This window comes from Stenotrophomonas sp. DR822, assembly GCF_019793815.1.
Lineage (GTDB): Bacteria > Pseudomonadota > Gammaproteobacteria > Xanthomonadales > Xanthomonadaceae > Stenotrophomonas > Stenotrophomonas indicatrix.
In genome coordinates this window covers 1,509,966-1,533,163 of the sequence record NZ_CP081826.1, presented here as the reverse complement: position 1 = coordinate 1,533,163, position 23,198 = coordinate 1,509,966, and the positions used below count along the sequence as shown (strand labels likewise).

At 66.6% G+C, this 23,198-nt stretch carries 18 protein-coding genes; 10 read left to right on the top strand and 8 right to left on the bottom strand.

All coding sequences use genetic code 11. The features are described 5' to 3' along the window. Positions 1-71 precede the first annotated feature (71 nt). The 3 genes from K5K93_RS07060 to K5K93_RS07050 all read left to right on the top strand — a co-directional run bounded on the left by K5K93_RS07060 (position 72) and on the right by K5K93_RS07050 (position 6,194). The gene (locus K5K93_RS07060; protein ID WP_222390342.1) at positions 72-2,060 is read left to right on the top strand and encodes a S9 family peptidase; all 1,989 of its coding nucleotides are present in this window, start codon (positions 72-74) and stop codon (positions 2,058-2,060) included. A gap of 95 nt (positions 2,061-2,155) precedes the next feature. Then, positions 2,156-4,141 carry a S9 family peptidase gene (locus K5K93_RS07055; protein WP_222390340.1) on the top strand — a complete coding sequence of 662 codons (1,986 nt, stop codon included), beginning with the start codon at positions 2,156-2,158 and terminating at the stop codon, positions 4,139-4,141. A gap of 67 nt (positions 4,142-4,208) precedes the next feature. Next, on the top strand, positions 4,209-6,194 hold the full coding sequence (locus K5K93_RS07050; protein ID WP_222390337.1) for a S9 family peptidase: 1,986 nt from the start codon (positions 4,209-4,211) through the stop codon (positions 6,192-6,194). 55 nt (positions 6,195-6,249) lie between these two features. Here the strand turns inward: K5K93_RS07050 and K5K93_RS07045 are convergent, their stop codons facing one another. Then, positions 6,250-8,004 carry an oligopeptide:H+ symporter gene (locus K5K93_RS07045; protein WP_222390334.1) on the bottom strand — a complete coding sequence of 585 codons (1,755 nt, stop codon included), beginning with the start codon at positions 8,002-8,004 and terminating at the stop codon, positions 6,250-6,252. A 97-nt stretch (positions 8,005-8,101) separates the two neighbouring features. Beyond that, positions 8,102-9,250: a heparan-alpha-glucosaminide N-acetyltransferase domain-containing protein gene (locus K5K93_RS07040; protein ID WP_222390331.1), complete on the bottom strand. Its 1,149-nt coding sequence runs from the start codon at positions 9,248-9,250 to the stop codon at positions 8,102-8,104. Between the two features lie 200 nt (positions 9,251-9,450). Here K5K93_RS07040 and K5K93_RS07035 point away from each other — a divergent pair, with 200 nt between their 5' ends. The 3 genes from K5K93_RS07035 (at position 9,451) to K5K93_RS07025 (ending at position 15,080) form a co-directional block, all read left to right on the top strand. After that, positions 9,451-11,415, top strand: a complete 1,965-nt coding sequence (locus K5K93_RS07035) for an oligopeptide transporter, OPT family (RefSeq protein ID WP_025873881.1) — start codon at positions 9,451-9,453, stop codon at positions 11,413-11,415. Between the two features lie 218 nt (positions 11,416-11,633). Next, on the top strand, positions 11,634-13,712 hold the full coding sequence (locus tag K5K93_RS07030; RefSeq protein WP_222390328.1) for a S9 family peptidase: 2,079 nt from the start codon (positions 11,634-11,636) through the stop codon (positions 13,710-13,712). A gap of 129 nt (positions 13,713-13,841) precedes the next feature. Continuing rightward, a complete protein-coding gene (locus K5K93_RS07025) occupies positions 13,842-15,080 on the top strand; it encodes a DUF819 family protein (RefSeq protein ID WP_093817627.1) in 1,239 nt (412 codons plus the stop codon). 88 nt (positions 15,081-15,168) lie between these two features. Here the strand turns inward: K5K93_RS07025 and K5K93_RS07020 are convergent, their stop codons facing one another. Genes K5K93_RS07020 through K5K93_RS07000 form a run of 5 tightly spaced genes read right to left on the bottom strand, consistent with a single transcriptional unit; the run spans position 15,169 to position 18,206 of the window. Next, positions 15,169-15,648 (bottom strand): hypothetical protein, encoded by a 480-nt coding sequence (locus tag K5K93_RS07020; RefSeq protein ID WP_093817628.1) that lies wholly within the window; start codon positions 15,646-15,648, stop codon positions 15,169-15,171. A gap of 46 nt (positions 15,649-15,694) precedes the next feature. After that, positions 15,695-15,955: a cell division topological specificity factor MinE gene (minE, locus tag K5K93_RS07015; protein ID WP_005408532.1), complete on the bottom strand. Its 261-nt coding sequence runs from the start codon at positions 15,953-15,955 to the stop codon at positions 15,695-15,697. 2 nt (positions 15,956-15,957) lie between these two features. Continuing rightward, positions 15,958-16,767 carry a septum site-determining protein MinD gene (gene minD / locus K5K93_RS07010; RefSeq protein ID WP_025873877.1) on the bottom strand — a complete coding sequence of 270 codons (810 nt, stop codon included), beginning with the start codon at positions 16,765-16,767 and terminating at the stop codon, positions 15,958-15,960. 36 nt (positions 16,768-16,803) lie between these two features. Beyond that, a complete protein-coding gene (gene minC / locus K5K93_RS07005) occupies positions 16,804-17,664 on the bottom strand; it encodes a septum site-determining protein MinC (protein ID WP_093817629.1) in 861 nt (286 codons plus the stop codon). Beyond that, positions 17,610-18,206, bottom strand: coding sequence for a GNAT family N-acetyltransferase (locus K5K93_RS07000; protein WP_093817630.1), 597 nt, complete (start codon positions 18,204-18,206; stop codon positions 17,610-17,612). The genes minC and K5K93_RS07000 overlap by 55 nt, the downstream gene beginning before the upstream one ends. A 150-nt stretch (positions 18,207-18,356) precedes the next feature. Between K5K93_RS07000 and K5K93_RS06995 the strand changes: the two genes are divergently transcribed. The 4 genes from K5K93_RS06995 (at position 18,357) to K5K93_RS06980 (ending at position 21,998) form a co-directional block, all read left to right on the top strand. Then, positions 18,357-19,562 (top strand): sensor histidine kinase, encoded by a 1,206-nt coding sequence (locus K5K93_RS06995; protein ID WP_025873874.1) that lies wholly within the window; start codon positions 18,357-18,359, stop codon positions 19,560-19,562. Then, positions 19,562-20,203 carry a response regulator transcription factor gene (locus tag K5K93_RS06990; protein ID WP_025873873.1) on the top strand — a complete coding sequence of 214 codons (642 nt, stop codon included), beginning with the start codon at positions 19,562-19,564 and terminating at the stop codon, positions 20,201-20,203. Before K5K93_RS06995 ends, K5K93_RS06990 begins: the two co-directional genes overlap by 1 nt. Positions 20,204-20,448: 245 nt before the next feature. After that, a complete protein-coding gene (locus K5K93_RS06985) occupies positions 20,449-21,522 on the top strand; it encodes an SRPBCC family protein (RefSeq protein ID WP_049467700.1) in 1,074 nt (357 codons plus the stop codon). A gap of 104 nt (positions 21,523-21,626) precedes the next feature. Then, a complete protein-coding gene (locus tag K5K93_RS06980; protein WP_222390325.1) occupies positions 21,627-21,998 on the top strand; it encodes a DUF423 domain-containing protein in 372 nt (123 codons plus the stop codon). 384 nt (positions 21,999-22,382) lie between these two features. Here K5K93_RS06980 and K5K93_RS06975 read toward each other — a convergent pair whose 3' ends face one another. Beyond that, positions 22,383-23,192, bottom strand: a complete 810-nt coding sequence (locus tag K5K93_RS06975; RefSeq protein ID WP_222390322.1) for a M15 family metallopeptidase — start codon at positions 23,190-23,192, stop codon at positions 22,383-22,385. Positions 23,193-23,198 lie beyond the last annotated feature (6 nt).

Below are 23,198 nucleotides of genomic sequence, written 5' to 3'. Positions count from 1 at the left end.
CACTGGCGGCGCGGCCGCTTGCCTGCCTAGAATCGAGACCGCGGGCAGGGAGTCCGTTCTCAGGGGGAAGGATGCGCAGGATTGTGCTTGCCGCGCTGCTGTGCGCGGTGGTGGGCGGGACGTCGGCGGGTACCGGCGGGGTGGACCTGGACCGCTACCTGCGGCAGGAAGCATTCGCCGACATCAAGATTTCGCCGGGCGGCGAGTACGTGGCTGCCACGGTTCCGATCGAGGCGGGTACGGCGCTGGCGATCTACCGGATAGCCGACATGAAGATGGTCGGCACCTTCCGCCCACCCCGCAACAACCACGCCCATACCTTCGACTGGGTAAGCAATGAACGCCTGCTGGTGGGCATGGCGCAGAAGCTGGGTGGGCTGGATCGACCGGCGCCCACCGGCGAGCTGTTCGGCATCAACGCCAACGGCAAGGGGGGAGAACTGCTGGTCGGCTACCGCACCGCTGAAACCGGACTGGGCACCAACATCAAGGTCAAGCCTGCGGGAATGGTGGCGGCTTTCCTCACCGATGAGTTGAAGGACGACGATCGCAACGTGCTGGTGGCGGTCACTCCGTTCACCGACAACGCGGCCACCCAGATCGAACGCATGGACGTGAGCACCGGTCGCCGCAACGCGGTCGCGCGCGCGCCGATCGCGCAGGCCGCCTTCACTACCGACGCCCGGGGCGAAGTGCGCTTCGCTTACGGCGTCGGACCTGACCAGAAAAAGAAGCTGTATTACCGCGCCGGTGCCAGCAGCGAATGGGTACTGCTGCACGATGAGGCCTTGAACCCGCGCAACGAAGCGGCCATCGGCTTCTCGGCCGACGGCCGCCTGGCCTATCTGCAGGTGGAGCAGGCCGAAGGCCCCGACGTGATCGTCAGCTGGGACCCGCAGAGCAACGAGCGGCGAACGGTTCTGCGTGATGAGATCGCCGACCCTGCACGCATCATCCACCGCCCCGGTACGCAGGTGCCGGTGGGCGCGCTGTTCATGGGCACTACCCCACGCACGCGCTTCTTCGATGAGACCTCGGAGGATGCCCGGCTTTATCGCAGCCTGGAAACCGCGCTGGGTGCTCCGGTATACATCACCTCCAGCACCCGCAACGGCAGCACTGTCCTGGTGGAATCCTGGTCGGGCCGCAATCCGGGTGATTTCTACCTGTATGACACGCTGGGCAAGCGCGCCCGGCACCTGATCAGCCGCAGCGACTGGATCGACCCGGCGCAGAGTGCCGACGTACGCGCCATCACCTTGCAGGCCCGCGACGGCCGCCCCCTGCATGGGTTCCTTACCGTGCCACCGGGGGTGCCGATGCGCGCGCTACCGATGGTGGTGGTGCCGCATGGTGGCCCGATCGGGGTCCTGGACGATGGCACGTACTCCACCGAGACGCAGATGCTGGCGGCCGCCGGCTATGCCGTGCTGCAGGTGAATTTCCGTGGCTCGGCCGGTTACGGGCGCGCACATGCGCAGGCTGCGCGCAAACAGTGGGGCGCGGCGATGCAGGATGATGTGACCGATGCCACGCGCTGGGCCATCGAGCAGGGAATTGCCGACCGTGAGCGCATCTGCATCTATGGGGCCAGCTACGGCGCCTATGCGGCGCTGATGGGGACGGTGCGCGAGCCGGGTCTTTACCGCTGTGCGGCAGGTTACGTTGGCATCTACGACCTGCCCTTGATGTATGCGCGCGGGGATATCCAGAGTGACGAATCCGGGTTGATCTACCTGCGCGAGTGGCTGGGACGGCCCAAGGATCTTGTCGAACGCTCGCCGGTCAACCTGGCCGCGCAGGTTGGCGTGCCGGTGCTGCTGGCTGCCGGCCGCGAAGACCAGCGCGCACCGGTGGTGCATACCGAGCGGATGGAGGCGGCATTGAAGCAGGCCGGAACACCTGTGCAGGCCCTGTACTACAAGAACGAAGGGCATGGGCTGTACAACCTGGCCAACCAGCGCGACTACTACGGCCACCTGCTGGCGTTCCTGTCGCGCAGCCTGGGCGGAGCAACGGCACAGGTGACGGCCGCTGGCAAGGCAGAGAAGGCGCCCTGAGTCCGGCGATGGCGCCCTCGCCACTGGCGGAGCCATCGCGGGCCTGCCTAGAATCGGAGAATCTGGACAGGGTGTCCGGGCAGGGAGGGGGAAGGATGCGCAGGACTGTACTTGCCGCGCTGTTGTGCGCGGTGGTGGGCGGGACGTCGGCGGGTACCGGCGGGGTGGACCTGGAGAAGTACCTGAAACCGGAGTCGTTTTCCAACGTCAAGCTCTCGCCCGGCGGCGACTACGTTGCCGGCACCGTACCGCTGGACGATTCCACCGCGCTGGTCATCCTGCGCACGTCCGACCGCAAGCCTGCCGGCGTGTTCCGCCCGCAGGACAAGAACCACGCCAACACCTTTGAATGGGTGAGCAACGAGCGCCTGCTGGTCGGTCTGGCCGAGAAGCTTGGGGTACTGGATACGCCGCAGCCCACCGGTGAACTTTATGGGGTCAACGTCGATGGCAAGGGCGGGGAACTGCTGGTCGGCTACCGCGTGCAGGGGCGCGGGTTGGGCACGCGCATCCAGCCGAAGAAGGTGGAGGACGTCGCGGCCTTCCTCACCGACGAACTGGCGGGCGACGACCGCAATGTGCTGATCGCGGTATGGCCCTTCGCCGAGGACCCCTACACCCGGGTCGAGCGGCTTGACGTGGTCAGTGGGCGTCGCGTGCGCGTTTCCGGTTCACCCGTGCAGCGTGCCGATTTCACTACCGATCATCAGGGTGAAGTGCGCTTCGCCCACGGCGCAGCGTCGGACAACGTCAACAAGCTCTACTACCGCGCCGGGACCAATGCCCAGTGGTCGCTGGTCAATGACGAATCGCTGAGCCACCGGATAGAAACCGCAATCGGCTTCTCCGAAGATGGCGCGCTGGCCTATCTGCAGGTCGAGCAGCCCACCGGGCCCGATGCCATCGTCAGCTGGAACCCGCAGACCGGCCAGCGGCGCGAGGTACTGCGCGATGGCGTGGTCGATCCCTACGCGATCATCTTCCGCCCGGGCACCCGCGTGCCGGTGGGCGCGCTGTTTGCCGGCGATGCACCGCGCACGCGGTTCTTCGATGAGAAGGGCGTCGATGCCCGTCAGTACCGCAGCCTTGAGGCGGCGTTCGGCGGCCCGGTGTTCATCACCTCCAGTACCCGCGATGGCGGCAAGGTGGTGGTGCAGACGTGGTCGGGCAGCAACCCCGGGGATTTCTACCTGTTCGACACCCGCGCAAAGGCGGCCGAGCATCTGCTCAGCCGCAGCGAATGGATCGACCCGAAACTGGCCGCCACCGTGCGTCCGTTCTCGCTGAAGGCGCGCGACGGACTGCCGCTGCACGGCTTCCTGACCCTGCCGCCGGGCAGCGAAGGGCGCAATCTGCCGTTGGTCGTGCTGCCGCACGGTGGCCCCTTCGGCGTATTCGATGAGGGCAGCTACAGCAACGAGCCGCAGATGCTGGCAGCAGCAGGGTATGCCGTGTTGCAGGTCAACTTCCGTGGTTCGGCCAACTATGGCCGCGCGTTCACCCAGGCGGGTGCGAAGCAGTGGGGCGCGGCCATGCAGGACGATGTGACCGACGCCACCCGCTGGGCCATCGCAGAGGGCATCGCCGACAGCAACCGCATCTGCATCTATGGGGCCAGCTACGGTGCGTATGCCGCGATGATGGGGCCGATCCGCGAACCCGGGCTGTACCAGTGCGCGGCCGGCTACGTCGGTGTGTACGACCTGCCGCTGATGTTCAGTGGTGAGGCACAGTTGAGCGATTCGGCCATGGCCTGGCAGCGTGAATGGGTAGGCGATCCGAAGACCCTGGGAGCCCGCTCGCCGGTGAACCTGGCCGCGCAGCTGAAAGTGCCGGTGTTCCTGGCCGCTGGCGGCGAAGACACGCGTGCGCCGATCAAGCACACCGAGCGCATGGAGGCAGCGCTGAAGGCGGCCGGCTCACCGGTGGAGAGCCTGTACTACCGCACCGAAGGGCACGGTTTCCACCGGCCTGAGCACCAGCGCGAGTACTACAGCAGGCTGCTGGCCTTCCTGTCACGCAGCCTGGGCGGCAGCACCGCCAGCACCAGCGCGACCGCAGGCGCCGACAAGGCGCCGTAAGGCAGGCGAGCCGCGCGCCGCGGACCCGGTGCCGGGCAGGGGGATGCCCGGCTTCAAGGAGAACGTGATGAAGCATGCAACGGTGCTGGCTGCATTGATGGCCATCTGCGGCGTGGGTGGGGTTGAGGCTGCGGAGGTTTCGCTGGACGGCTACGTGCGCCGCGCGGAGTTCAATGACATCCAGCTCTCGCCCACCGGCGAGTACCTGGCCATGACCTTGCCGCTGGACGGCGCGACCGCCGTGGCGGTGCTGCGTACCGACACGATGGAACTGGTCGGCAATTTCCGGCCGCCACGCAACAATCATGCCGCCGAGGTCGACTGGGTGAGTGATAACCGCCTGCTCATCGGCCTGGCCGAGAAATGGGGGCCACTGGACCAGCCACGACCGACCGGCGAACTGTATGCCATCGATGCCAATGGCAAGCGTGGTGATCTGCTGGTCGGTTATCGTGCGCGCCCGGACGAGCCCGGCTTCGTGACCGGACGGGTGGCCGAGCAGGTGGCTGCATTCCTGGCCGATCCGCTGGCTGCCGACGAGCGCAACGTGCTGATCTCGCTGTGGCCATTTGCCAACGACACCAATACGCGGTTGGAACGGATGGATGTCATCACCGGACGCCGCGTCCTGGTTTCGCGCTCGCCGGTGCAGCGCGCAACGTTCACCACCGACAACCAAGGTGAACTGCGCTTCGCCCATGGCGCCGCCGCCGACAACGTCAACAAGCTCTACTATCGCCAGGACCGCGATCAGTGGACCCTGGTCAACGACGAAGGCAGCAGCCATCGCATCGAACGCCCGATCGGCTTCTCCGCCGACAACCGGCTGGCGTACCTGGTGGTGGAGCAGGCCCGTGGCCCCGATACGGTGGTCAGCTGGGATCCGGTCAGCGGAGAGCGGCGTACGCTGCTGCAGGACGACACCGTCGATCCCACCCGCGTGGTCTGCCAGCCCGGCACGCGCGTGCCTGTGGGTATCCAGTTCGTCGGCGCGGTCACGCGTACCGCTTTCTTCGATGAGCAGTCGCCGACCGCCAGCACCCAGCGCAGGCTTGAAAAGGCGTTTCCCGGGCAGGTCGTGAGCCTGCTCACCGGCACCCGCGACAACGCGCGGCTGCTGGTGAAGGTGAGCTCTGCGACCAATCCCGGCGACTATTTCCTGTACACCACCTCCACCCGCAACGCCGCGTTCCTCACCAGCCGCCATCGCTGGTTCGATCGCGATGGCGGTGCCAGCGTTCGCCCGGTCACCCTGGCTGCGCGGGACGGCCTGCCGCTGCATGGCTTCCTGACCCTGCCCAGGGGCAGTGATGGCCACAACCTGCCGATGGTGGTGGTCCCGCATGGTGGCCCGATCGGCGTGTTCGATGATGGTGGTTTCGAGCGCGAGAACCAGTTGCTGGCCGACGCCGGCTACGCGGTGCTGCAGGTCAACTTCCGCGGCTCGGGCAACTACGGCCGTGCACATACCCAGGCCGCTGCCCGGCAATGGGGCCGCGCGATGCAGGACGATGTGACCGACGCCACCCGCTGGGCGATCAGCCAAGGCATCGCCGACAGCGCACGCATCTGCATCTACGGTGCAAGCTACGGTGCGTACTCGGCCATGATGGGCGTTGTGCGCGAGCCGGGGCTGTACCGCTGCGCGGCAGGCTATGTGGGGGTGTACGACCTGCCGTTGATGTTCAAACGCGGCGACATCCAGGATCGCGCCTCCGGCGTGACCTATCTGCAGGAGTGGCTGGGTGATCCGGCCACGCTGGCGGCGGTGTCGCCGGTGAATCTTGCGGCGAGCATCAAGGTACCCGTGCTGCTGGCCGCTGGTCGCGAAGACCTGCGCGCGCCGGTGCAGCACACCGAACGCATGGAAGCGGCGTTGAAACAGGCCGGCGTGCCCGTGGAAGCGCTGTATTACCCGCGCGAGGGGCATGGCCTGTACGGCGAGGCCAACCAGCGCGACTACTACAGCCGATTGCTTGCCTTCCTGTCACGCAGCCTGGGCGGTGGCACGGCTGCCGCCGCGACGTCTTCCGACAAGGGCAAGGCGCCCTGAAACACGCGCGGCGGCGACCGACGTGGTGGCCGCCGCAGCATCCTGCCGCCGGGCGTTACTTCACCCCATGCATCATCCGCTTCAACAGCGGCGCAGCGATGAAGGCCAGCAACGCGCAGCCCAGGCCGATCCACATCAGCAGCCAGAACAGGTGCGCATAGGCACCGGCCGCCGCGGCCATGTCCAGCGTTTCGCCTTCAGGCACGTCGATCGCCGCCAGCTTGCCGAACAGCGCGGCCAGCGTTTCGGAGAAGGCCGTCGCCAGGAACCAGGTGCCCATCATCAGGCTCATCACCCGGGGCACCGCCAGCTGGGTGACCGCCGACAGGCCGACCGGCGACAGGCACATCTCGCCGCTGGCCAGCAGGAAGTAGGCCAGCACCAGCCACCACACGCTGGCCATCTCGCCGGTGGCACCAACGTGCTGCGCGGCCAGCGCCAGCGGTACGAACGACAACGCACCGATCACCAGGCCCCAGGCCGACTTCACCGGCTTGCCCGGTTCCCAGCCGCGGCGGTCCATCCAGGTCCACAACGCGGCGAAGGCCGGCGCCAGCAGCACCAGGAACAGGCCGCCGAGGTAGGTCAGCGAACCGGCGGTCTGCGGGATCACCAGGCAGTCGCGCACCAGCAGCACCAGCATCAGCGCAACGATGGCGATGAAGAACGTGCGCGGCGCGGGCGAGCCGGGGCGACGCTCGGACAGGCGCGCGCTGACCACGAAGCCCAGCGGCGCCAGCAGCAGCGAGAGGATCGACCACGGCAGCGGTGAGCCTTCGCGGATCACCAGCGCCGGCACGATGTCCTTGGTCAGCAGGCGGTCGGTGAAGGTCACCCACGAACCATACGACTGCTCGTACATCGTGAAGAACACCAGCGCCATGAAGATCAGCACCATCAGCGCGACCATCTGCTGGCGCTGCACCGGCGTGCATTGGGTGCCGGTGAACCAGGCGAACCAGACCAGCACACCGCCCAGCACCACCAGCATCAGCATCAGTGCCAGGCTGATTTCACCGCCAAGCGCGAAGGCACCGTTGCCGGCCGCCCACATCAGCCAGGCCACCGGCAGCACGCCGATCACCGCGCACAGGTAGATCAGCCATTCGCGCGGCAGGCCCAGCACCTTCTGCTTCAAGGTCGCCGGTTGCGGCGGCTCGGCGTGGCCCTGCAGGTATTTCTGGCCCCACAGGAACATCGCCAGGCCGGCCAGCATGCCGATGCCGGCCGCACCGAAGCCGTACTTCCAGCCGTAGACCTCGCCCAGGAAACCGCACACCAGCGAAGAGAACAGGGCGCCCAGGTTGATGCCGGCATAGAACAGCGAGAAGCCCGAATCGCGGCGCGGATCGTCCTGCGGATAGAGCTTGCCGACGATGGTGGAGATGTTCGGCTTGAGGAAGCCGACGCCCATGATGATCAGCGCCAGCGACAGGTAGGTCACGGCCAGTGCCGAGGTGTCGCGCACTACTTCGCCGTTGACCCGGTATGCGGCGTGGCCCTCGAAGGCCATGCCAAGGTGGCCGAGCACCAGCAGGATGCCGCCGAACAGCACTGCCCGGCGCATGCCCAGCCAGCGATCGGCCAACATGCCGCCGAACACCGGGATGCAGTACACCAGCCCGCCGTAGGCGCCGAGCAGGTCAAGCCCGGCCTTGTCGCCGAACAGGTGGTACTTGGTGAGGTACAGCAGCAGCAGCGCCTTCATGCCGTAGAAGGAGAAGCGCTCCCACATTTCGGTGAAGAAGCAGACGTAGACGCCCTTGGGATGGCCCAGGAAGTCGTCGGAAGCGATAGCAGTGGAATTCATCGCGGAATTATAGGCGTGCACTGCAGGCGCGCGCCGGGTAGCGCCGGGCCATGCCCGGCGGTCCTGTGCAACGCCGGGCATGGCCCGGCGCTACCGTTCACAGGTATCGCAGCCAGGCCAGGTCACGTCGGCGCGCCTTGAACCGCGCGAACGCCCGCGTCGGCGGGTACAGCACCACCGCCAATGCACAGGCCACCAGCAGCAGCCCGGCCACCGAGTCCAGGGCATACAGGCAACCATGGGTCGGGCCCCAGGTCTTCAGCGCCGCCAGGTACAGCAGCTTCAGCACGTACAGGTGCAGCAGATAGAAGAACATCGGCGCTGCGCCGATATCGGCCAGCGGCCGCAGCGCACGCGCCAGCGGCGGCCACTCGTACAGCCGCAACAGCAGCAGGCCCACGCCCAGGGTCAGCAGCAGGAACTGCAGCGAGGGCGGGTACTTGGTGAGGTTGAACACGCTCATCCACGTGCGCAGCGTGCTCTGCTGGTACTGCCACGGCGTGTCGCCATAGCCGTTGGCGAAGCGCAGCAGGGCGAAGGTGGCCAGTGCGCCCAGCCCGGCCCACAGCAGCCGCTGCCGGCGCTGCTGCGGGTCGCTACCGGCAGCGAACCACGGCGCCATCAGGTAGCCCAGCGCGGTCACCCCGATCCACGGCAGCACGGGATAGGAGGTACGCAGGCTCAACGGCCCAGCCTCGATCCAGTCGCGCTGGTGCAGCACCTTCCACAGCACCGCCAGGGCGCCGTCGCCCTGCACCCGTATGCCGTCCAGCAGGTTGTGGCCGACCACCAGCGTCACCGCCAGAACGGCCAGCAGCGGCCGCGGCAGCCACAGCAGGCCGGCCAGCGCGATCATGCTCAGGCCGATCGCCCAGATCACCTGCAGGTACAGCGTCTCCGGCGGCCACTGGAAGGTCCAGGCGAGGTTGACCAGGGTCAGTTCCAGCACCACCAGGAACAGGCCGCGCTTGAGCAGGAACGCCGCAATGGCACGGCGCGGATCGGCATGGCGCTGGCCGTACAGCCAGGCCGACAGGCCGGTCAGCAGCACGAACACCGGCGCGCACAGGTGGGCCAGCAGGCGGCAGGCGAACAGGGCAGGGGACACGGTCGCCGCGTCCATCGGATCGCTGACCTGATGCTGCAGGAAGAACGTCTCGCGCACGTGGTCGAGCAGCATCAGCAGCATCACGGTGCCGCGCAGCTGGTCGATGGAGGCCAGCCGGGAGGAGGGGAAGGAGGACATGCGGTGGGTGGGTACAGGTCAACGGAAAGTTATAACATATCGTTTGCGAGGTGCCCACGCGGGCTTTGCCGCATCGGCTGGCTCGCGGTGCCGATGCGGGCCCGTGCGTGTTCCAACTGCAACCCCCATCCTTTGGCACGCTGGACTTGCTGCCCCCTGAACGCTAGCGTGACAGGGATTTTTTGCCAGCAGGGGCTTTCATGAACCATGACGCTGCGCCCAAGCAGCTCACTTTCCGCGCGGTGGTCCTGGCCATCGTGCTGGCGGTGGTGCTGTCGGCCGCAAACGCCTACCTCGGTCTGTTCGCAGGCCTGACCATCGCCACCGCGATTCCCGCCGCGGTCATTTCCATGGGCGTGCTGCGCCTGCTGGGGGGCGGTTCGATCCTTGAGAACAACATCGTGCAGACCGGCGCTTCGGCCGGTTCGTCGATCGCCGCCGGTGTGATCTTCACCATCCCCGCGCTGGTGATCATGGGCTACTGGCCGGACTTCAAGTACTGGTGGGTGCTGGGCATCGCCGGTCTCGGTGGCCTGCTGGGCGTGCTGTTCTCGGTGCCGCTGCGCCGTTCGATGATCGTCGAAGATCCGCTTCCGTTCCCGGAAGGCAAGGCTGCGGCCGAAGTGCTCAAGGCCGGTGAGAACCCGGGCCCGGGCCTGAAGATCCTCGGCCTGTCGGCGGTGATCGGTGCGTTCGTGAAGCTGGCCGCGGAAAGCGGCATGCGCCTGATCCCGGACGCCTGGGCCACCTCGGCCTATGTCGGCAGCTCCAAGGTCACCGCCTTCATCGGCACCAACCTGTCGCCCGCACTGCTGGGCGTGGGGTACATCGTCGGCCTCAACGTCGGCATCGTGGTGGTGTCCGGCTCGATCCTGACCTGGCACATCGCCATCCCGATCTACCAGGCGTTCTTCATGAACACCGATCCGGCGCTGGCCGCCTCGATCGCCACCGCCTCGTCCACCGAAGCGGCGTTCGCGATCTGGGGCGCGAAGATGCGCTACCTCGGTGTCGGCGCGATGCTGATCGGCGGCATCTGGACCCTGATCTCGCTGCGCAAGTCGCTGCTCAACGGCGTCAAGAGTGGCTTTGCGGCCGCGCGCAAGAGCGGTGGCCCGGTGCTGGCGCACACCGAGCGCGACCTGCCGATGAAGTGGATGCTGGTGGCGCTGGTGGTGTTCACCCTGCCGCTGCTGGCGCTGTACCAGGCCATCGTCGGCCAGTGGCACGTGTCGATCCCGATGACCCTCATCATGATCGTCGCCGGCTTCCTGTTCGTTTCGGTGTCGGCCTACCTGGCCGGCCTGATCGGTTCGTCCAACAACCCGGTCTCGGGCATCACCATCTCCACCATCCTGTTCGCTTCGGCGGTGCTGGTGCTGCTGCTGGGCAAGGATGGCCTGCAGCCGGTCGGTGCCTTCGGTGCGCCGCTGGGTGCGGTGGCCGCGATCATGATCGGCGCGGTGGTGTGCTGTGCCGCCGCCGTCGGTGGCGACAACCTGCAGGACCTCAAGGCCGGCTACATCGTCGGTGCCACCCCGTGGAAGCAGCAGCTGATGCTGGGCATCGGCGCGTTCTCGTGCGCGCTGATCATGGCCCCGGTGCTGAACCTGCTGGCCACCGCCTACGGCATCGGCGTCAAGTCCGAGCTGCACCCGAATGCGCTGGCCGCACCGCAGGCCAATCTGATGGCGTCGGTGGCCAAGGGCCTGTTCGGTGGCGAGCTGCCGTGGACCTTCATCGGCATCGGTGCCGTGGTCGGTGCCGCCATCATCGCGTTCGACAGCTGGCTGAAGTCGCGCAACTCGCGTTTCCGCGTGCCGGTGCTGGCCGCGGCGATCGGCATCTACCTGCCGCTGGAACTGATGGTGCCGATCTTCCTCGGTGGCCTGATCTCCTACCTGGTCGAGCGCTTCCACAAGGTGCGCGCCGATGACGAAGAGGGCCGCGACCGCGTGCACAAGCCGGGCGTGCTGTTCGCTGCCGGCCTGATCACCGGTGAGGCGCTGATGGGTATCGCCATCGCCGTGCCGATCGTGGTCAGCAGCCGTGCCGACGTGCTGGCCGTGCCGTTCCACCTGCCGGCCGCGCAGTGGATCGGCCTGGCCGTGCTGTTCCTGGTCGGCTGGCTGATCTACCGCACCGGCAAGCGCGCCGTGGCGTAAGGGATGGGGGAGTGCCGGCCGCTGGCCGGCAACCCTGGAACCCGTGACGCCCCATGGTTGCCGGCCAGCGGCCGGCACTACCGGTGTCCCCAGCAAACCGCGCTACGGCGCGGTTTGCTCTTTCTGGTGGCAGCTCAGCCACGGCCATGACCGATGGCCTTGGCAGGCCCGGCCGCGCAGGCCTACCATCGGTTTTTTGCCGTCCTGCGGAGACCCCGATGAAACTGCGTCATGCCCTGCTGCCACTGAGCCTGCTGGCTGCCCTGCCCAGCGTCGCCGCTGCCCGTGGCCTGGAAGTCCGCGACATGGTGGCCATGGACCGCGTCTCCGCGCCGGTATTGACCGCCGACGGCGGCACCGTGGTGTTCGCCAAGCGCAGCACCGATGCCAACCTCAAGGCCAGCACCGCACTGTTCGCGCGCAACCTGCGCACCCGCGACGCGGCACCGCCGAAGCAGATCACGCCGGCTGGCTGGAACGTCAACTCCGCATCGCTGTCGGCCGATGGCCAGACCGTGTACTTCCTCAGCGCCAGGAACGGCAGCCAGCAGCTGTACGCACAGCCGATCAGTGGCGGCGCCCCGCGCCAGCTGACCGACTTCCCGGTGGACGTGGACAGCTACCACGTGTCGCCGCAGGACGACCGCGTGCTGTTCAGCGCCGGCGTGTTCCAGGCCTGTGCCTCGGACCTGGCCTGCACCGAAAAGAAGCTGAAGGACGTGGAAGGCGCCAAGGCCAGCGGCAAGGTCTTCGATTCGCTGTTCGTGCGCCACTGGGATACCTGGAACGACGGCCGCCGCAACACCCTGTTCGTCGCCCCGTTGCCGGCAGCCAAGGCCGGTGCGGTCAAGGGCGCTTCGGCGCTGAGCGCGACCATCGACGGCGACGCTCCGTCCAAGCCGTTCGGTGGCAATGACGATTTCGCCTGGTCGCCGGATGGCAGCAGCGTGGTCGCCAGCATCCGCGTGGCCGGCAAGCAGGAGCCGTGGTCGACCAACTTCGACCTGTACCGCTTCGATGCTGCGGGCAAGCAGGCGCCGGTCAACCTGACCGCGTCCAACCCGGCCTGGGATGCCGGCCCGGTGTTCAGCGGCGACGGCAAGACCCTGTTCTACCGCGCGATGAAGCGCCCGGGCTTCGAGGCGGACCGCTTCGGCCTGATGGCGATGGACCTGGCCAGCGGCAAGACGCGCGAGATCGCGCCGCAGTGGGACCGTTCTGCCGGCGGCATCACCCTGTCCGCCGACGGCGCCAGCATCTACACCACTGCCGACGACCTCGGCGAACACCCGCTGTTCCAGATCGACGTGGCCAGCGGCAAGGCCACCAAGCTGATCGGCGATGGCAGCGTCACCGCCGTCGACGTGGCCGGCAACAGTGTCGCCATCACCCGCAACAGCCTGAAGAGCAACGACCAGGTGCTGGTCGGCCTGCTGCCGGCCGCTGGCGAGCCGATCGGCGCGCTGCGCGCACTGACCCCGGCCGCTGGCGAAGTGCTGAAGGATGTGAGCTTCGGCGACTACGAGCAGTTCGAGTTCAAGGGCTGGAACAACGACACCGTGCACGGCTATGTGGTCAAGCCGCACAACTACCAGGAAGGCAAGTCCTACCCGGTTGCGTTCCTTATCCATGGCGGCCCGCAGGGCAGCTTCGGCAATGGCTGGAGCTACCGCTGGAACCCGCAGACGTACGCAGGCCAGGGCTACGCTGTGGTGATGATCGACTTCCACGGCTCCACCGGTTACGGCCAGGCCTTCACCGATGCGATCAGCCAGCACTGGGGTGACCGTCCGCTGGAAGACCTGCAGAAGGGCTGGAGCGCGGCGCTGAAGAAGTACGACTTCCTCAACGGTGACAAGGCCTGCGCACTGGGCGCCAGCTACGGCGGCTTCATGGTCAACTGGATCGCCGGCAACTGGAACAGCCCGTTCAAGTGCCTGGTCAACCATGACGGTGTGTTCGACCAGCGCATGATGGGCTATGCCACCGAAGAACTGTGGTTCACCGAGTGGGAGCAGGGCGGTACCCCGTACCAGAAGGCGGCGAACTACGAGAAGTTCAACCCGGTCAACCACGTGGCTGACTGGAAGAAGCCGATCCTGGTGATCCATGGCCAGCAGGACTTCCGCATTCCGGTCGAGCAGGGCCTGGCTGCGTTCACCGCGGCCCAGCGCCAGGGCATCGAGTCGAAGTTCCTGTACTTCCCGGACGAGAACCACTGGGTGCTGAAGCCGAACAACAGCATCCTGTGGCATGACACCGTCAACGCCTGGCTGAAGCAGCACATCGGCGAATAAGCGATACCGGCGCCGCCCTTGTGGCGGCGCCCGGCTTTCCGGTAGTGCCGGCCGCTGGCCGGCAACTGCACGTTGCGACCTACCTACATGGGGTTGCCGGCCAGCGGCCGGCACTACCAGGATGCCTGCATGCCCTCGACTGCCCTGATCCAGAACGACATCGTCGTCTTCGGCCTGATCGCCGCCACCCTCGGCGCCGTGTTCTGGACCGCTTCGCGCGAGCAGGGCCTGTGGAAGCGCTTCTATACCTTCGTGCCGGCGCTGCTGCTGTGCTATCTGCTGCCGGGCATCTACAACACGTTCGGCCTGATCGACGGGCAGAACACCAAGCTGTACAACCCGATCGCACGCGACATCCTGCTGCCGGCAGCGCTGATCCTGCTGACCCTGGCGGTCGACATCAAGGGCATCCTGCGGCTGGGGCCCAAGCTGGTGCTGATGTACCTGGGCGCCTCGGCCAGCATCATGCTGGGTGCGGTGGTCGCGTTCCTGGTCATGCGTGCCATCCATCCGGACACCGTCGCCGGCGATACCTGGGCCGGCATGGCGGCGCTGGCCGGCAGCTGGATCGGCGGCGGTGCCAACATGCTGGCCATGCGCGAAGTGTTCGACGTCAACGCAACCACGTTCGGCCAGTTCGCGGTGGTCGATGTGGGTGTTGGCTACGTGTGGATGGCGGCGTTGATCTTCATGGCTGGGCGCGCGGCGAAGATCGATGTGCGCAGCGGTGCCGATACCTCCGCCATCGACGAGCTGAAGGAGCGCATCGCTCGCTTCCAGGCCGAGCACGAGCGCATTCCCAGCCTGACCGATCTGATGCTGATCGTGGCCGTGGCTTTCGGTGGCGTCGGCCTGGCCCACGCCATCGGCGCGCCGCTGGCAGCCTGGTTCAAGGTCAATGTCAGCTGGGCATCGCAGTTCAGCCTGGACGCGCCGTTCGTGTGGGTGGTGGTGCTGTCGACCACGCTCGGCCTGGGCCTCAGCTTCACCCGTGCACGTACGCTGGAAGGCGCGGGCGCCTCGCGCCTGGGCTCGCTGCTGCTGTACTTCCTGATCGCCTGCATCGGCATGCAGATGGATCTGCTGGCGTTGCTGGATCGCCCGTGGCTGTTCCTGCTCGGCATCATCTGGATCAGCGTGCACATCGTGCTGCTGTGGTGCCTGGGCAAGCTGTTGAAGGTGCCGTTCTTCTACTTCGCCATCGGTTCGCAGTCGAACATCGGCGGCCCGGCCTCGGCACCGGTGGTGGCCGCTGCGTTCCATCCAGCGTTGGCGCCGGTAGGCGTGCTGCTGGGCACGATGGGCTATGCCACCGGCACCTATCTGGCGTATGTGGTCGGCATCACCCTGCGCGCGCTGGCCACGTGACCCACGGTAGCGCCGGGCCATGCCCGGCGAACCGCGTCGCGGCGGCGGATGTGCATGCCGCCGGGCATGGCCCGGCGCTACCGATGCGTCATGCCACCGGCAAGCCGCGTTCGATCAGCCACGCCTTTGCGTCTTCGGCATCCTGTTCAAACCACGCCTTCGTCGACCCCAATCGATACGTATACCCCCACGCATCCATGTCGGCCATCAGCCGCTCACTGCCGACACCGGGCAGGTGCCCGGCCAGCACGATCTGCAGGTAGCAGGTGGCGTCTTCTTCGGGTACCGAATCGGTGGCGTCGGTATGCACCTGCGCGCGCCGCTCCGGTGGCAGCACGATCAGGTGGCAGGCTTCGTGCAGCATCGAATGCACCGGTGTGTCATCGCGCACGTACACGTCGCTGGCGATGATGCCCGCCTCGGGCTCGCCCCAGTAACTGCCCGGGATCGGCTCGCCAGGCGCAACGTGATGCAGGCGCAGCTCATGCGCGGCGAGCAGGCGCTGGGCATCGGCGAAGGCGATGTCGCCGACGCGGGTAACGTTCGGTTCGGGCGTGTTATCAGTCATGCGGGTCAGGCAGCCCCGCCCATGCAGGCACGGGCGGGGCAGGGGGTCAGGGTTTGTCCGGGCCTTCAGGCAGCGCCACGGAGATGTCCAGCACGTCGTGCTGGCCATCCTTGACCAGGTCCACCTTCACTGCATCGACGTCGATGTTGACGTACTTCTTGATCACTTCCAGCAGCTCGCGCTGCAGCAGCGGCAGGTAGTCGGGACCGCCACGGTGGCTGCGCTCCTGCGCGATGATGATCTGCAGGCGGTTCTTGGCGGTTTCGGCGGTGGTCTTCTTCGCTTTGAGGAAATCAAACAGGCCCATGCTTACCCTCCGAACAGCTTGCTGAAGAAGCCCTTCTTCTCGACGTTGGTGAAGCGCATCGGGCGTTCTTCGCCGAGGATGCGTGCGACGGCGTCGTCATAGGCCTGGCCGGCAGCGGATTCGCCATCCAGGATGACCGGCTCGCCCTTGTTGGAGGCATTGAGCACGTCGCCCGATTCGGGGATCACGCCGATCGCCTTCAGGCCAAGGACTTCCTCGACGTCGGCGATGCTGAGCATCTCGCCGCTTTCCACGCGCACCGGGGTGTAGCGGGTCAGCAGCAGGAAGGCCGGCACGTCCTGGCCGGATTCGGCCTTGTGGGTCTTCGAATCGAGCAGGCCGATGATGCGGTCCGAGTCGCGTACCGAGGACACTTCCGGGTTCACCACCACCACGGCGCGGTCGGCGAAGTACATCGCCAGGAAGGCGCCCTTCTCGATGCCGGCCGGGGAGTCGCAGATGATGTAATCGAAGCCGTCGGCAGCCAGGTCCTTCAGGACCTTGCCCACGCCTTCCTGGGTCAGCGCATCCTTGTCGCGCGTCTGCGAGGCAGCCAGCACGAACAGGTTGTCGAAGCGCTTGTCCTTGATCAGGGCCTGCTTGAGGGTGGCTTCGCCGTGCACGACATTCACGAAGTCGTACACCACGCGGCGTTCGCAGCCCATGATCAGGTCGAGGTTGCGCAGGCCGACGTCGAAGTCGATCACCGCCACCTTCTTGCCACGCCTTGCCAGGCCGCAGGCCAGGCTTGCGCTGGAAGTGGTCTTGCCGACGCCGCCCTTGCCGGAGGTGACTACGATGATTTCAGCCAAAGGACTTCTCCTGATGATTCTGTTTGAGGTGCTGCATCAGTCCAGCGCAGCGATCTTGATCTGGTCCTGTTCCAGCCACACCTGCACGGCCTTGCCGCGCAGGGTTTCCGGTACATCGTCCAGTACCTTGTAGTGGCCTGCAATGGCGACCAGTTCCGCATGGAAATCACGGCAGAAAATGCGTGCCGCGGTGTTGCCCTGGGCCCCCGCCAGCGCACGGCCGCGCAGGGTTCCGTAGATATGGATGCTGCCATCGGCGATGACCTCGGCGCCGGCGCCGACGGTGGCCATCACGGTCAGGTCGCAGTTTTCCGCATACAGCTGCTGCCCCGAACGCACGTTGCCCAGCTGCATGCGACCCGGCTGTGGCGCGGCGGCATCGGCAGTCTTGCCCATCGGCGTGGCCTGAGCCGGAGCCGGCGCGGCCTTCGCTTCGGCGCGCGCGGCACGGCGCGGTTCCGGTGCGGGGGCCGGCGGCGGGGCAGGTTCTGCCTCGGCGCGCTCGTACTGGGCGCGGAACTTGGCCAGCAGCGGCAGGCCGAGCTGCTGCGAGAGCAGGTCGACCGCACTGGTGCCATAGGCCAGTGCCACCGGCAGTACGCCGGCACCGCGCAGGCCATCGACCAGCGCCTGCGCCGTTGCCACGTCGGGCACCTGGCTGAGGCCGCCGAAGTCCAGGATCACCGCTGCACGGCCGAACAGCTTCGGCGCACGGCTCACCCGCTCCTGCATTTCCTGCACGAGGCGTTCAACATCGAGGGTGCGGATGCGCAGGTTGGCAATGCCCACCTGGCCGATCTTCAGTTCACCGGCCTGTTCGTAATCGAAATTCACTGCCACGCTCAGGTCCCCGTCGACCGCTGTGCCTGCGCCGGCAGCTGCCGGTCGCGCGCCCATGCAACATCAGGCAGCTTGCCGCCATAGGTGTCATTCACCCACGGGAAGCTGCACAGTTCCTTGGCCAGCATGCTCGCGCGCACGTCCACCTGCGGCATGGTGTTCTGGCCCAGCTCGCGGAAGCCGAAGCTGCCGTGGAACAGCAGGGCGGCATCGGCGCCGTGGTCCAGGAACACCTCGCAGGTCATCTGCGGGTAGCGCAGCTCGGCGAAGCTCTGGGCGTCGGCATAGAACGCACGGCCGACGCCACCACCGCGACGGCGGCTGGCGACCACGATGCGGTCGATATAGAAGAAGGGGGTGTCCAGGTGCTGCTTGAACCAGGCGAAATTGCTGCTGTCGTGCTGGCTGTCGCTGCCGAAGCCGATCAGGAAGCCGGCCAGGTTGCCGTCGCGCTCGGCGACGCGGAAATATTCAGCGGTTGCATAGAACAGGCGCAGGCGCTCGGCATCCAGGGGAAGGATGGCCAGGCCAGCATTGTTGTTCAAAGCCAGGACGGAATCGAGCTCGTGCTCGCGCACGTCGCGGATGACAATCGACATTGTGACTCCGTGGGGTAACGCGGTTGGTCCCATGTACGGACCCTGCGCATGATTATTGCATGCCCGGGGTGGGCTGCGGCATGAACAGGGGACCGCACCGAACATGACTTTATGCCCTTGGGCCCTGACGCGCACAGGCTACGATGGGCCATGCTGGCCCGACTCAACCACAATGCGATGCTGCGCTACTCCGGGTTGTTCACCTGGGGCACCGTCGGCCTTTGGCTTGCGATCTACCTGATCGATCCGGTGTCGCTGACACTGGAAAGCCTGGACGGCGAGGCCGGCTTCCGGATCATTCCCTGGGCCTCGGCCTACCTGGCCTTCGGCTTCGTGTACTGGGTGCTGACGCGCTCGCTGGGCGAAAGCCGGCCCGGCTTCTTCGACCATGCCGCGCTGATCCTGCTGACGGCCTGCGCGATCGGCGTGAGCTACTTCTCCGGCACCGCACTGGGCAGCATCCTGCTGATGGTGGTGGCAGGCCTGCTGCCATGGCTGCTGGGCCCGCGCATCGGGGTGGTGTGGCTGGTGGCCAGCAACCTGGCGGTGCTGCCGGTCTACATCCAGCCGCTGGGCTTCCCGCCGGTCATCGCCGTGCTGCAGGCCGTCGGCTACATGGGTTTTTCCAGCTTCGTGTTCGTGATCGCGCTGGTCGCCCGCCGCCAGGCCGAGGCCCGCGAGGAGCAGCGACGGTTGAATGCAGAGCTGCGCGCCACCCGTGCGCTGCTGGCCGAAAGCGCGCGGGTGAACGAGCGCACCCGCATTTCGCGCGAACTGCATGACCTGCTGGGCCACCAGCTGACCGCGTTGACCCTGAATCTGGAAGTGGCCGGCCACCTCGCCGAAGGGCAGGCGCTGGAGCACGTGAAGCGCTCGCATGCCCTGGCCAAGCTGCTGCTGGGCAACGTGCGCGAGGTGGTCAGCCAGCTGCGCGAAACCGGCGCCATCGACCTGGCCGCTGCGCTGCGTCCGCTCACCGAGCACGTGCCGTCGCTGGACATCCAGCTGGAGATCGAGGAGCCGCTGAACGTGGAAGACCCGCAGCGGGCCCACGTGCTGCTGCGCTGCACCCAGGAGATCATCACCAACACGGTGCGCCATGCCGGCGCCCGCCACCTGTGGCTGCGGGTGTACCGTGAGGTCCCGGACCAGGTGGTGGTGGAGGCCCGCGACGATGGCGTCGGGGCGGAAACGGTCAATGTGGGCAATGGTTTGCGCGGCATGCGCGAACGCCTGCAACAATGTGGAGGCCAGCTGCAGGTGGAGACCCGCCCCGGCGAAGGCTTCCGGCTGCGGGCGACGGTACCGGCAACGGTGCTGGCAGCCCTTACCCAGGTTCCTGAAGGAGTGCGTTGATGATTCGCGTCTGCCTGGTCGACGACCAAACCCTGGTGCGGCAGGGGATCCGCTCGCTGCTGGCGCTCGACGACGGCATCGAAGTGGTGGCCGAGGCCGCCGATGGCCGCCAGGCGGTCGAGCTGATCCCGCAGATCCGCCCGGACGTGGTCCTGATGGACATGCGCATGCCGGTGATGTCCGGGCTGGAGGCGCTGCAGGTGCTGTCACGGCAGGAACAGCTGCCGCCGACCATCATCCTGACCACCTTCGACGATGACCAGCTGGTGCTGGCCGGGCTCAAGGCCGGTGCCAAGGGCTACCTGCTCAAGGACGTGACCCTGGCGCAGCTGGTCGGGGCGATCCGCACGGTGGCCGATGGCGGTTCACTGGTGCAGCCGGCGGTGACCCAGCGGCTGCTGTCCGGGCTGGAGCACATGCGCAACGACTTCGTCAGCCTGGACCGGCCCGACCCGCTGACCGACCGTGAGACCGAGATCCTGCGGCTGATGGCCAGCGGTTTCTCCAACAAGGAGATCGCCAATTCGCTGGGGGTCGCCGAGGGCACGATCAAGAACCATGTGTCCAACATCCTTTCCAAACTGGGCGTACGTGACCGTACGCGTGCAGTCCTGAAAGCGTTTGAACTCCAGTTGGTGTGAGGAAAATCCTTTAGCGACAAAGACTTGGCACGCAGCCTGGGCCCGGATTCAGGGTTGCCCCCCACTTGCCCCCTACATGCCGGGTACGCGGATGCGTTACCCTTCGAATTCTTTGTGCATACAAATGCGCAGCCGGCACGGAAACCGGTGCGCCAATCCCGATAACCAATGCCCGCGAAGCCTGCTAGGATTGGCGCTTCGCTTCAATCAACCCGGCCGTGGGATCGGCCCCGGAGACTCTCTGAATGACCCGTATTATCGAGTTCCTGATCGCCTTGGGGATCGTGGCTGGCCTGTTCGTCATCATTGGCGTCTGTCTGCCGGGCGAGCGTCACATCACCGAAAGCATCGAGACCAACCGCAAGATGACGATCGTGTACGACACGGTCAGCAGTCTGCGCCGCTTCAAGGACTGGAACCCGCTGGTACTGCGCGATCCCGCCGTTGAACTGAAGCTGTCCGGCCCGGCCTCGGGCGTCGGTGCCACTCTCGACTACACCTCCAAGGACCTGGGCACCGGTTCCTGGAAGGTGACCGAAGCCGAAGAGAACAAGCGTGTTGTGATCGCCGTCGACGATGCCTCCAAGGGTCACGACAAGGTCACCACCTTCACCCTGGAGCCGACCGGCAAGGGCGGTCGCAACGTCAAGATCACCCAGGACTACTCGGTGAAGTATGGCTTCGACCTGTTCGGCCGCTACGCAGGCCTGTATGTCAGCCGCCAGATCGGCGATGACATCAAGATGGGCCTGTCGCGCCTGGCGAACATGCTGGCCACCGTGCCGAATGTCGACTACCGCACCTCCGAAGCCCCGCTGACCGATCTGGGCATCGTCGATGTCCCGGCCGAAGACCTGCTGGTCGTCACCGCCGGTAATGTCGACCGTGGCCAGGATTCCATCACCAAGTCCATCAAGGACAACCAGGAGTGGATCAAGCGCGTGATCGAGGCCAATGGCCTGGAAGCCGCCGGTCCGCTGCGTATCATCACCACCGATTTCGGTGCTGAGAAGTACGCCTTCGACATCGCCCAGCCGGTGAAGAAGAAGGGTGCCGAAGGCGTGCCGGCCGAACAGCTGACCGTCAAGATCGACGGTGGCGCTCCGGTCAAGTACGTCCGCGTTGCTCCGCACCGTTCGGCGCATGCGGCCTACACCGGTCACATGGCAGGCCTGGACGTTGCCCGCAGCGCCCTGCGCGCCTGGGCCGTGACCTCGGGCAACGAAGTGATCGACCGTCCGTACGAAACCTGGAAGGACGGCGTGGACAAGTCGTTCACCCCGGAAGCGACGTACGACATCTACTGGGCCGTCAAGTAAGCCTCGGCTGACCCATGTAGTGCTGGACACGAAAACGCGCCGCTTCCTGCGGCGCGTTTTTTTTCATCCCGAGCCCGGTGTCGGGCATTGCGCAAGGAGCTGTCATGTTCAATTCCGAACGACGCGCGCGTAAACCGTCGTTGCTGGCCTGCCTGGGGGCGCTGCTGGCAGCCGCCTCGATCGGCCTCTCGGCCTATGCCGCGCATGGCGTGTCCGATCCGCTGGCGCAGCAGCACCTGAACATGGCGGCGTTGTACGCCTTTGCCCACGGAGCGGTACTGACCGCCCTCGGCCCGCGCGCGCAGGGCGCGATCGCGCATCTGTCGTTGTACGTGCTGCTGCTGGGCGTGCTGCTGTTCTCCGGCAGCCTGGTGGGCGGTGCGCTGTGGCAGTGGCCGACCCGGCTGGCGCCGGTAGGTGGCACCACGCTGATGGCCGGGTGGGTACTGCTGGCGATCAACGCGCTGCGGCGGTGACTGCGTCGAAATTGTCGCTTCAATCCGTGCTGATGCGATCTGCAGCGTTCATGGGCGTTACTTTTCTTTTCGCGCGAAAAGAAAAGTAACCAAAAGAAACGCGCCGCCGGCCGCGAGCCGGTGCGGCGCACCGATGCCCTGCGCTCCTCGGCCCGTCGAGGGACGGTGCGGGAACTCGCTGCGCTCAGACACCCGCACCTCTTCGCCCTAGCCGGGCCTGCGGTGCTCGGCTCGCTTGAAGGCGGACCCAACAGCCGCGCGCTGACCCGTCATGGAGGCTTCGAGCGAAGCGACCGGCTTTTGTCTTTGCCATCCCGTAGTGGACGCATGCGAAATCCGCCCGGGCAGCTCCAGGGATTTCGCCTTGCAGCCGCCACGAGCGGCTCAGCCGTTGGCCGGTTTCCAGCACCAGTGCCACGGTTCGTAGACGATCCCATGCGGGTTGTCGCGCGGATAGCTCAGATGGAACCCGTGCGCCGCGGCATTGGCCTGCAGCCACGCAAACGCAGCCGTCGCCTCGAAGGTTTCCTCTGCCGGCGCATCCCCCGGTGTGCCGATGTCCAGCGCGTGACCACTGTGGTGTTCGCTGAAACCAGGGGCGGCATTGACCGTCAGGATCTGCGGCACGCTCTGCCCGCGCGCCAGCTTGCGTTCGAAAATGCCGAGCTGATACGCATGGCTGCGGAAGCCGGAGATCGCGTCCAGTGCAATTCCATCCCGGGCGGCATGCAGGCGCATCCGTCGCCAGCCCTGCGCGGCACCGCGGCGCAGCCACAACGGGCGGGCGAAGCGATCACGTCCGGCCAAGTGCAGCACGGACGGCTCGGCTTCCAGTGCCAGCCCGCTGTCGTGCGCATAGCGCTGTGCATCCAGGCCCAGCTGCTGCAGGCGCTGCTGCAGGCCAACCAGCGGCAGCCACTGGTCTTCCAGTGCAGCGCCGAACGGTCGTGACCGTGCGCCATCCAGCAGGGCCAGCGCTTCCTCCACGCCGGGCTCGCGTGGCAGGCGCGGCACCAGCGAGTGCACACCGTGCGCCAGTACTGCCGCCAGGTAGCGGCCATCGCGCTTGCGCCGCAGTACCCATTGCGCGCGGGCCAGCAGGCGGGCGTCGAGATTGCTGCGCGCGCGCAGCAGTGGCGCAGGCCACAGTTCGACGGTCTCGGTGTTGATCATCAGCGGAGTGCTACGGTGCATCGATCC

What these genes read in the sequence shown, in the direction of transcription:
- K5K93_RS07040 (WP_222390331.1), bottom strand. Translation starts at nt 9,250, where the DNA reads ATGTCCTCCTTCCCCTCCTCCCGGCTGGCCTCCATCGACCAGCTGCGC.
- K5K93_RS07020 (WP_093817628.1), bottom strand. Translation starts at nt 15,648, where the DNA reads ATGACTGATAACACGCCCGAACCGAACGTTACCCGCGTCGGCGACATC.
- minC (WP_093817629.1), bottom strand. Translation starts at nt 17,664, where the DNA reads ATGGGCGCGCGACCGGCAGCTGCCGGCGCAGGCACAGCGGTCGACGGG.
- K5K93_RS06995 (WP_025873874.1), top strand. Translation starts at nt 18,357, where the DNA reads ATGCTGGCCCGACTCAACCACAATGCGATGCTGCGCTACTCCGGGTTG.
- K5K93_RS07060 (WP_222390342.1), top strand. Translation starts at nt 72, where the DNA reads ATGCGCAGGATTGTGCTTGCCGCGCTGCTGTGCGCGGTGGTGGGCGGG.
- K5K93_RS07025 (WP_093817627.1), top strand. Translation starts at nt 13,842, where the DNA reads ATGCCCTCGACTGCCCTGATCCAGAACGACATCGTCGTCTTCGGCCTG.
- K5K93_RS07000 (WP_093817630.1), bottom strand. Translation starts at nt 18,206, where the DNA reads ATGTCGATTGTCATCCGCGACGTGCGCGAGCACGAGCTCGATTCCGTC.
- K5K93_RS06975 (WP_222390322.1), bottom strand. Translation starts at nt 23,192, where the DNA reads ATGCACCGTAGCACTCCGCTGATGATCAACACCGAGACCGTCGAACTG.
- K5K93_RS06990 (WP_025873873.1), top strand. Translation starts at nt 19,562, where the DNA reads ATGATTCGCGTCTGCCTGGTCGACGACCAAACCCTGGTGCGGCAGGGG.
- K5K93_RS07030 (WP_222390328.1), top strand. Translation starts at nt 11,634, where the DNA reads ATGAAACTGCGTCATGCCCTGCTGCCACTGAGCCTGCTGGCTGCCCTG.
- K5K93_RS07055 (WP_222390340.1), top strand. Translation starts at nt 2,156, where the DNA reads ATGCGCAGGACTGTACTTGCCGCGCTGTTGTGCGCGGTGGTGGGCGGG.
- K5K93_RS06985 (WP_049467700.1), top strand. Translation starts at nt 20,449, where the DNA reads ATGACCCGTATTATCGAGTTCCTGATCGCCTTGGGGATCGTGGCTGGC.
- K5K93_RS07045 (WP_222390334.1), bottom strand. Translation starts at nt 8,004, where the DNA reads ATGAATTCCACTGCTATCGCTTCCGACGACTTCCTGGGCCATCCCAAG.
- K5K93_RS07035 (WP_025873881.1), top strand. Translation starts at nt 9,451, where the DNA reads ATGAACCATGACGCTGCGCCCAAGCAGCTCACTTTCCGCGCGGTGGTC.
- minE (WP_005408532.1), bottom strand. Translation starts at nt 15,955, where the DNA reads ATGGGCCTGTTTGATTTCCTCAAAGCGAAGAAGACCACCGCCGAAACC.
- K5K93_RS06980 (WP_222390325.1), top strand. Translation starts at nt 21,627, where the DNA reads ATGTTCAATTCCGAACGACGCGCGCGTAAACCGTCGTTGCTGGCCTGC.
- K5K93_RS07050 (WP_222390337.1), top strand. Translation starts at nt 4,209, where the DNA reads ATGAAGCATGCAACGGTGCTGGCTGCATTGATGGCCATCTGCGGCGTG.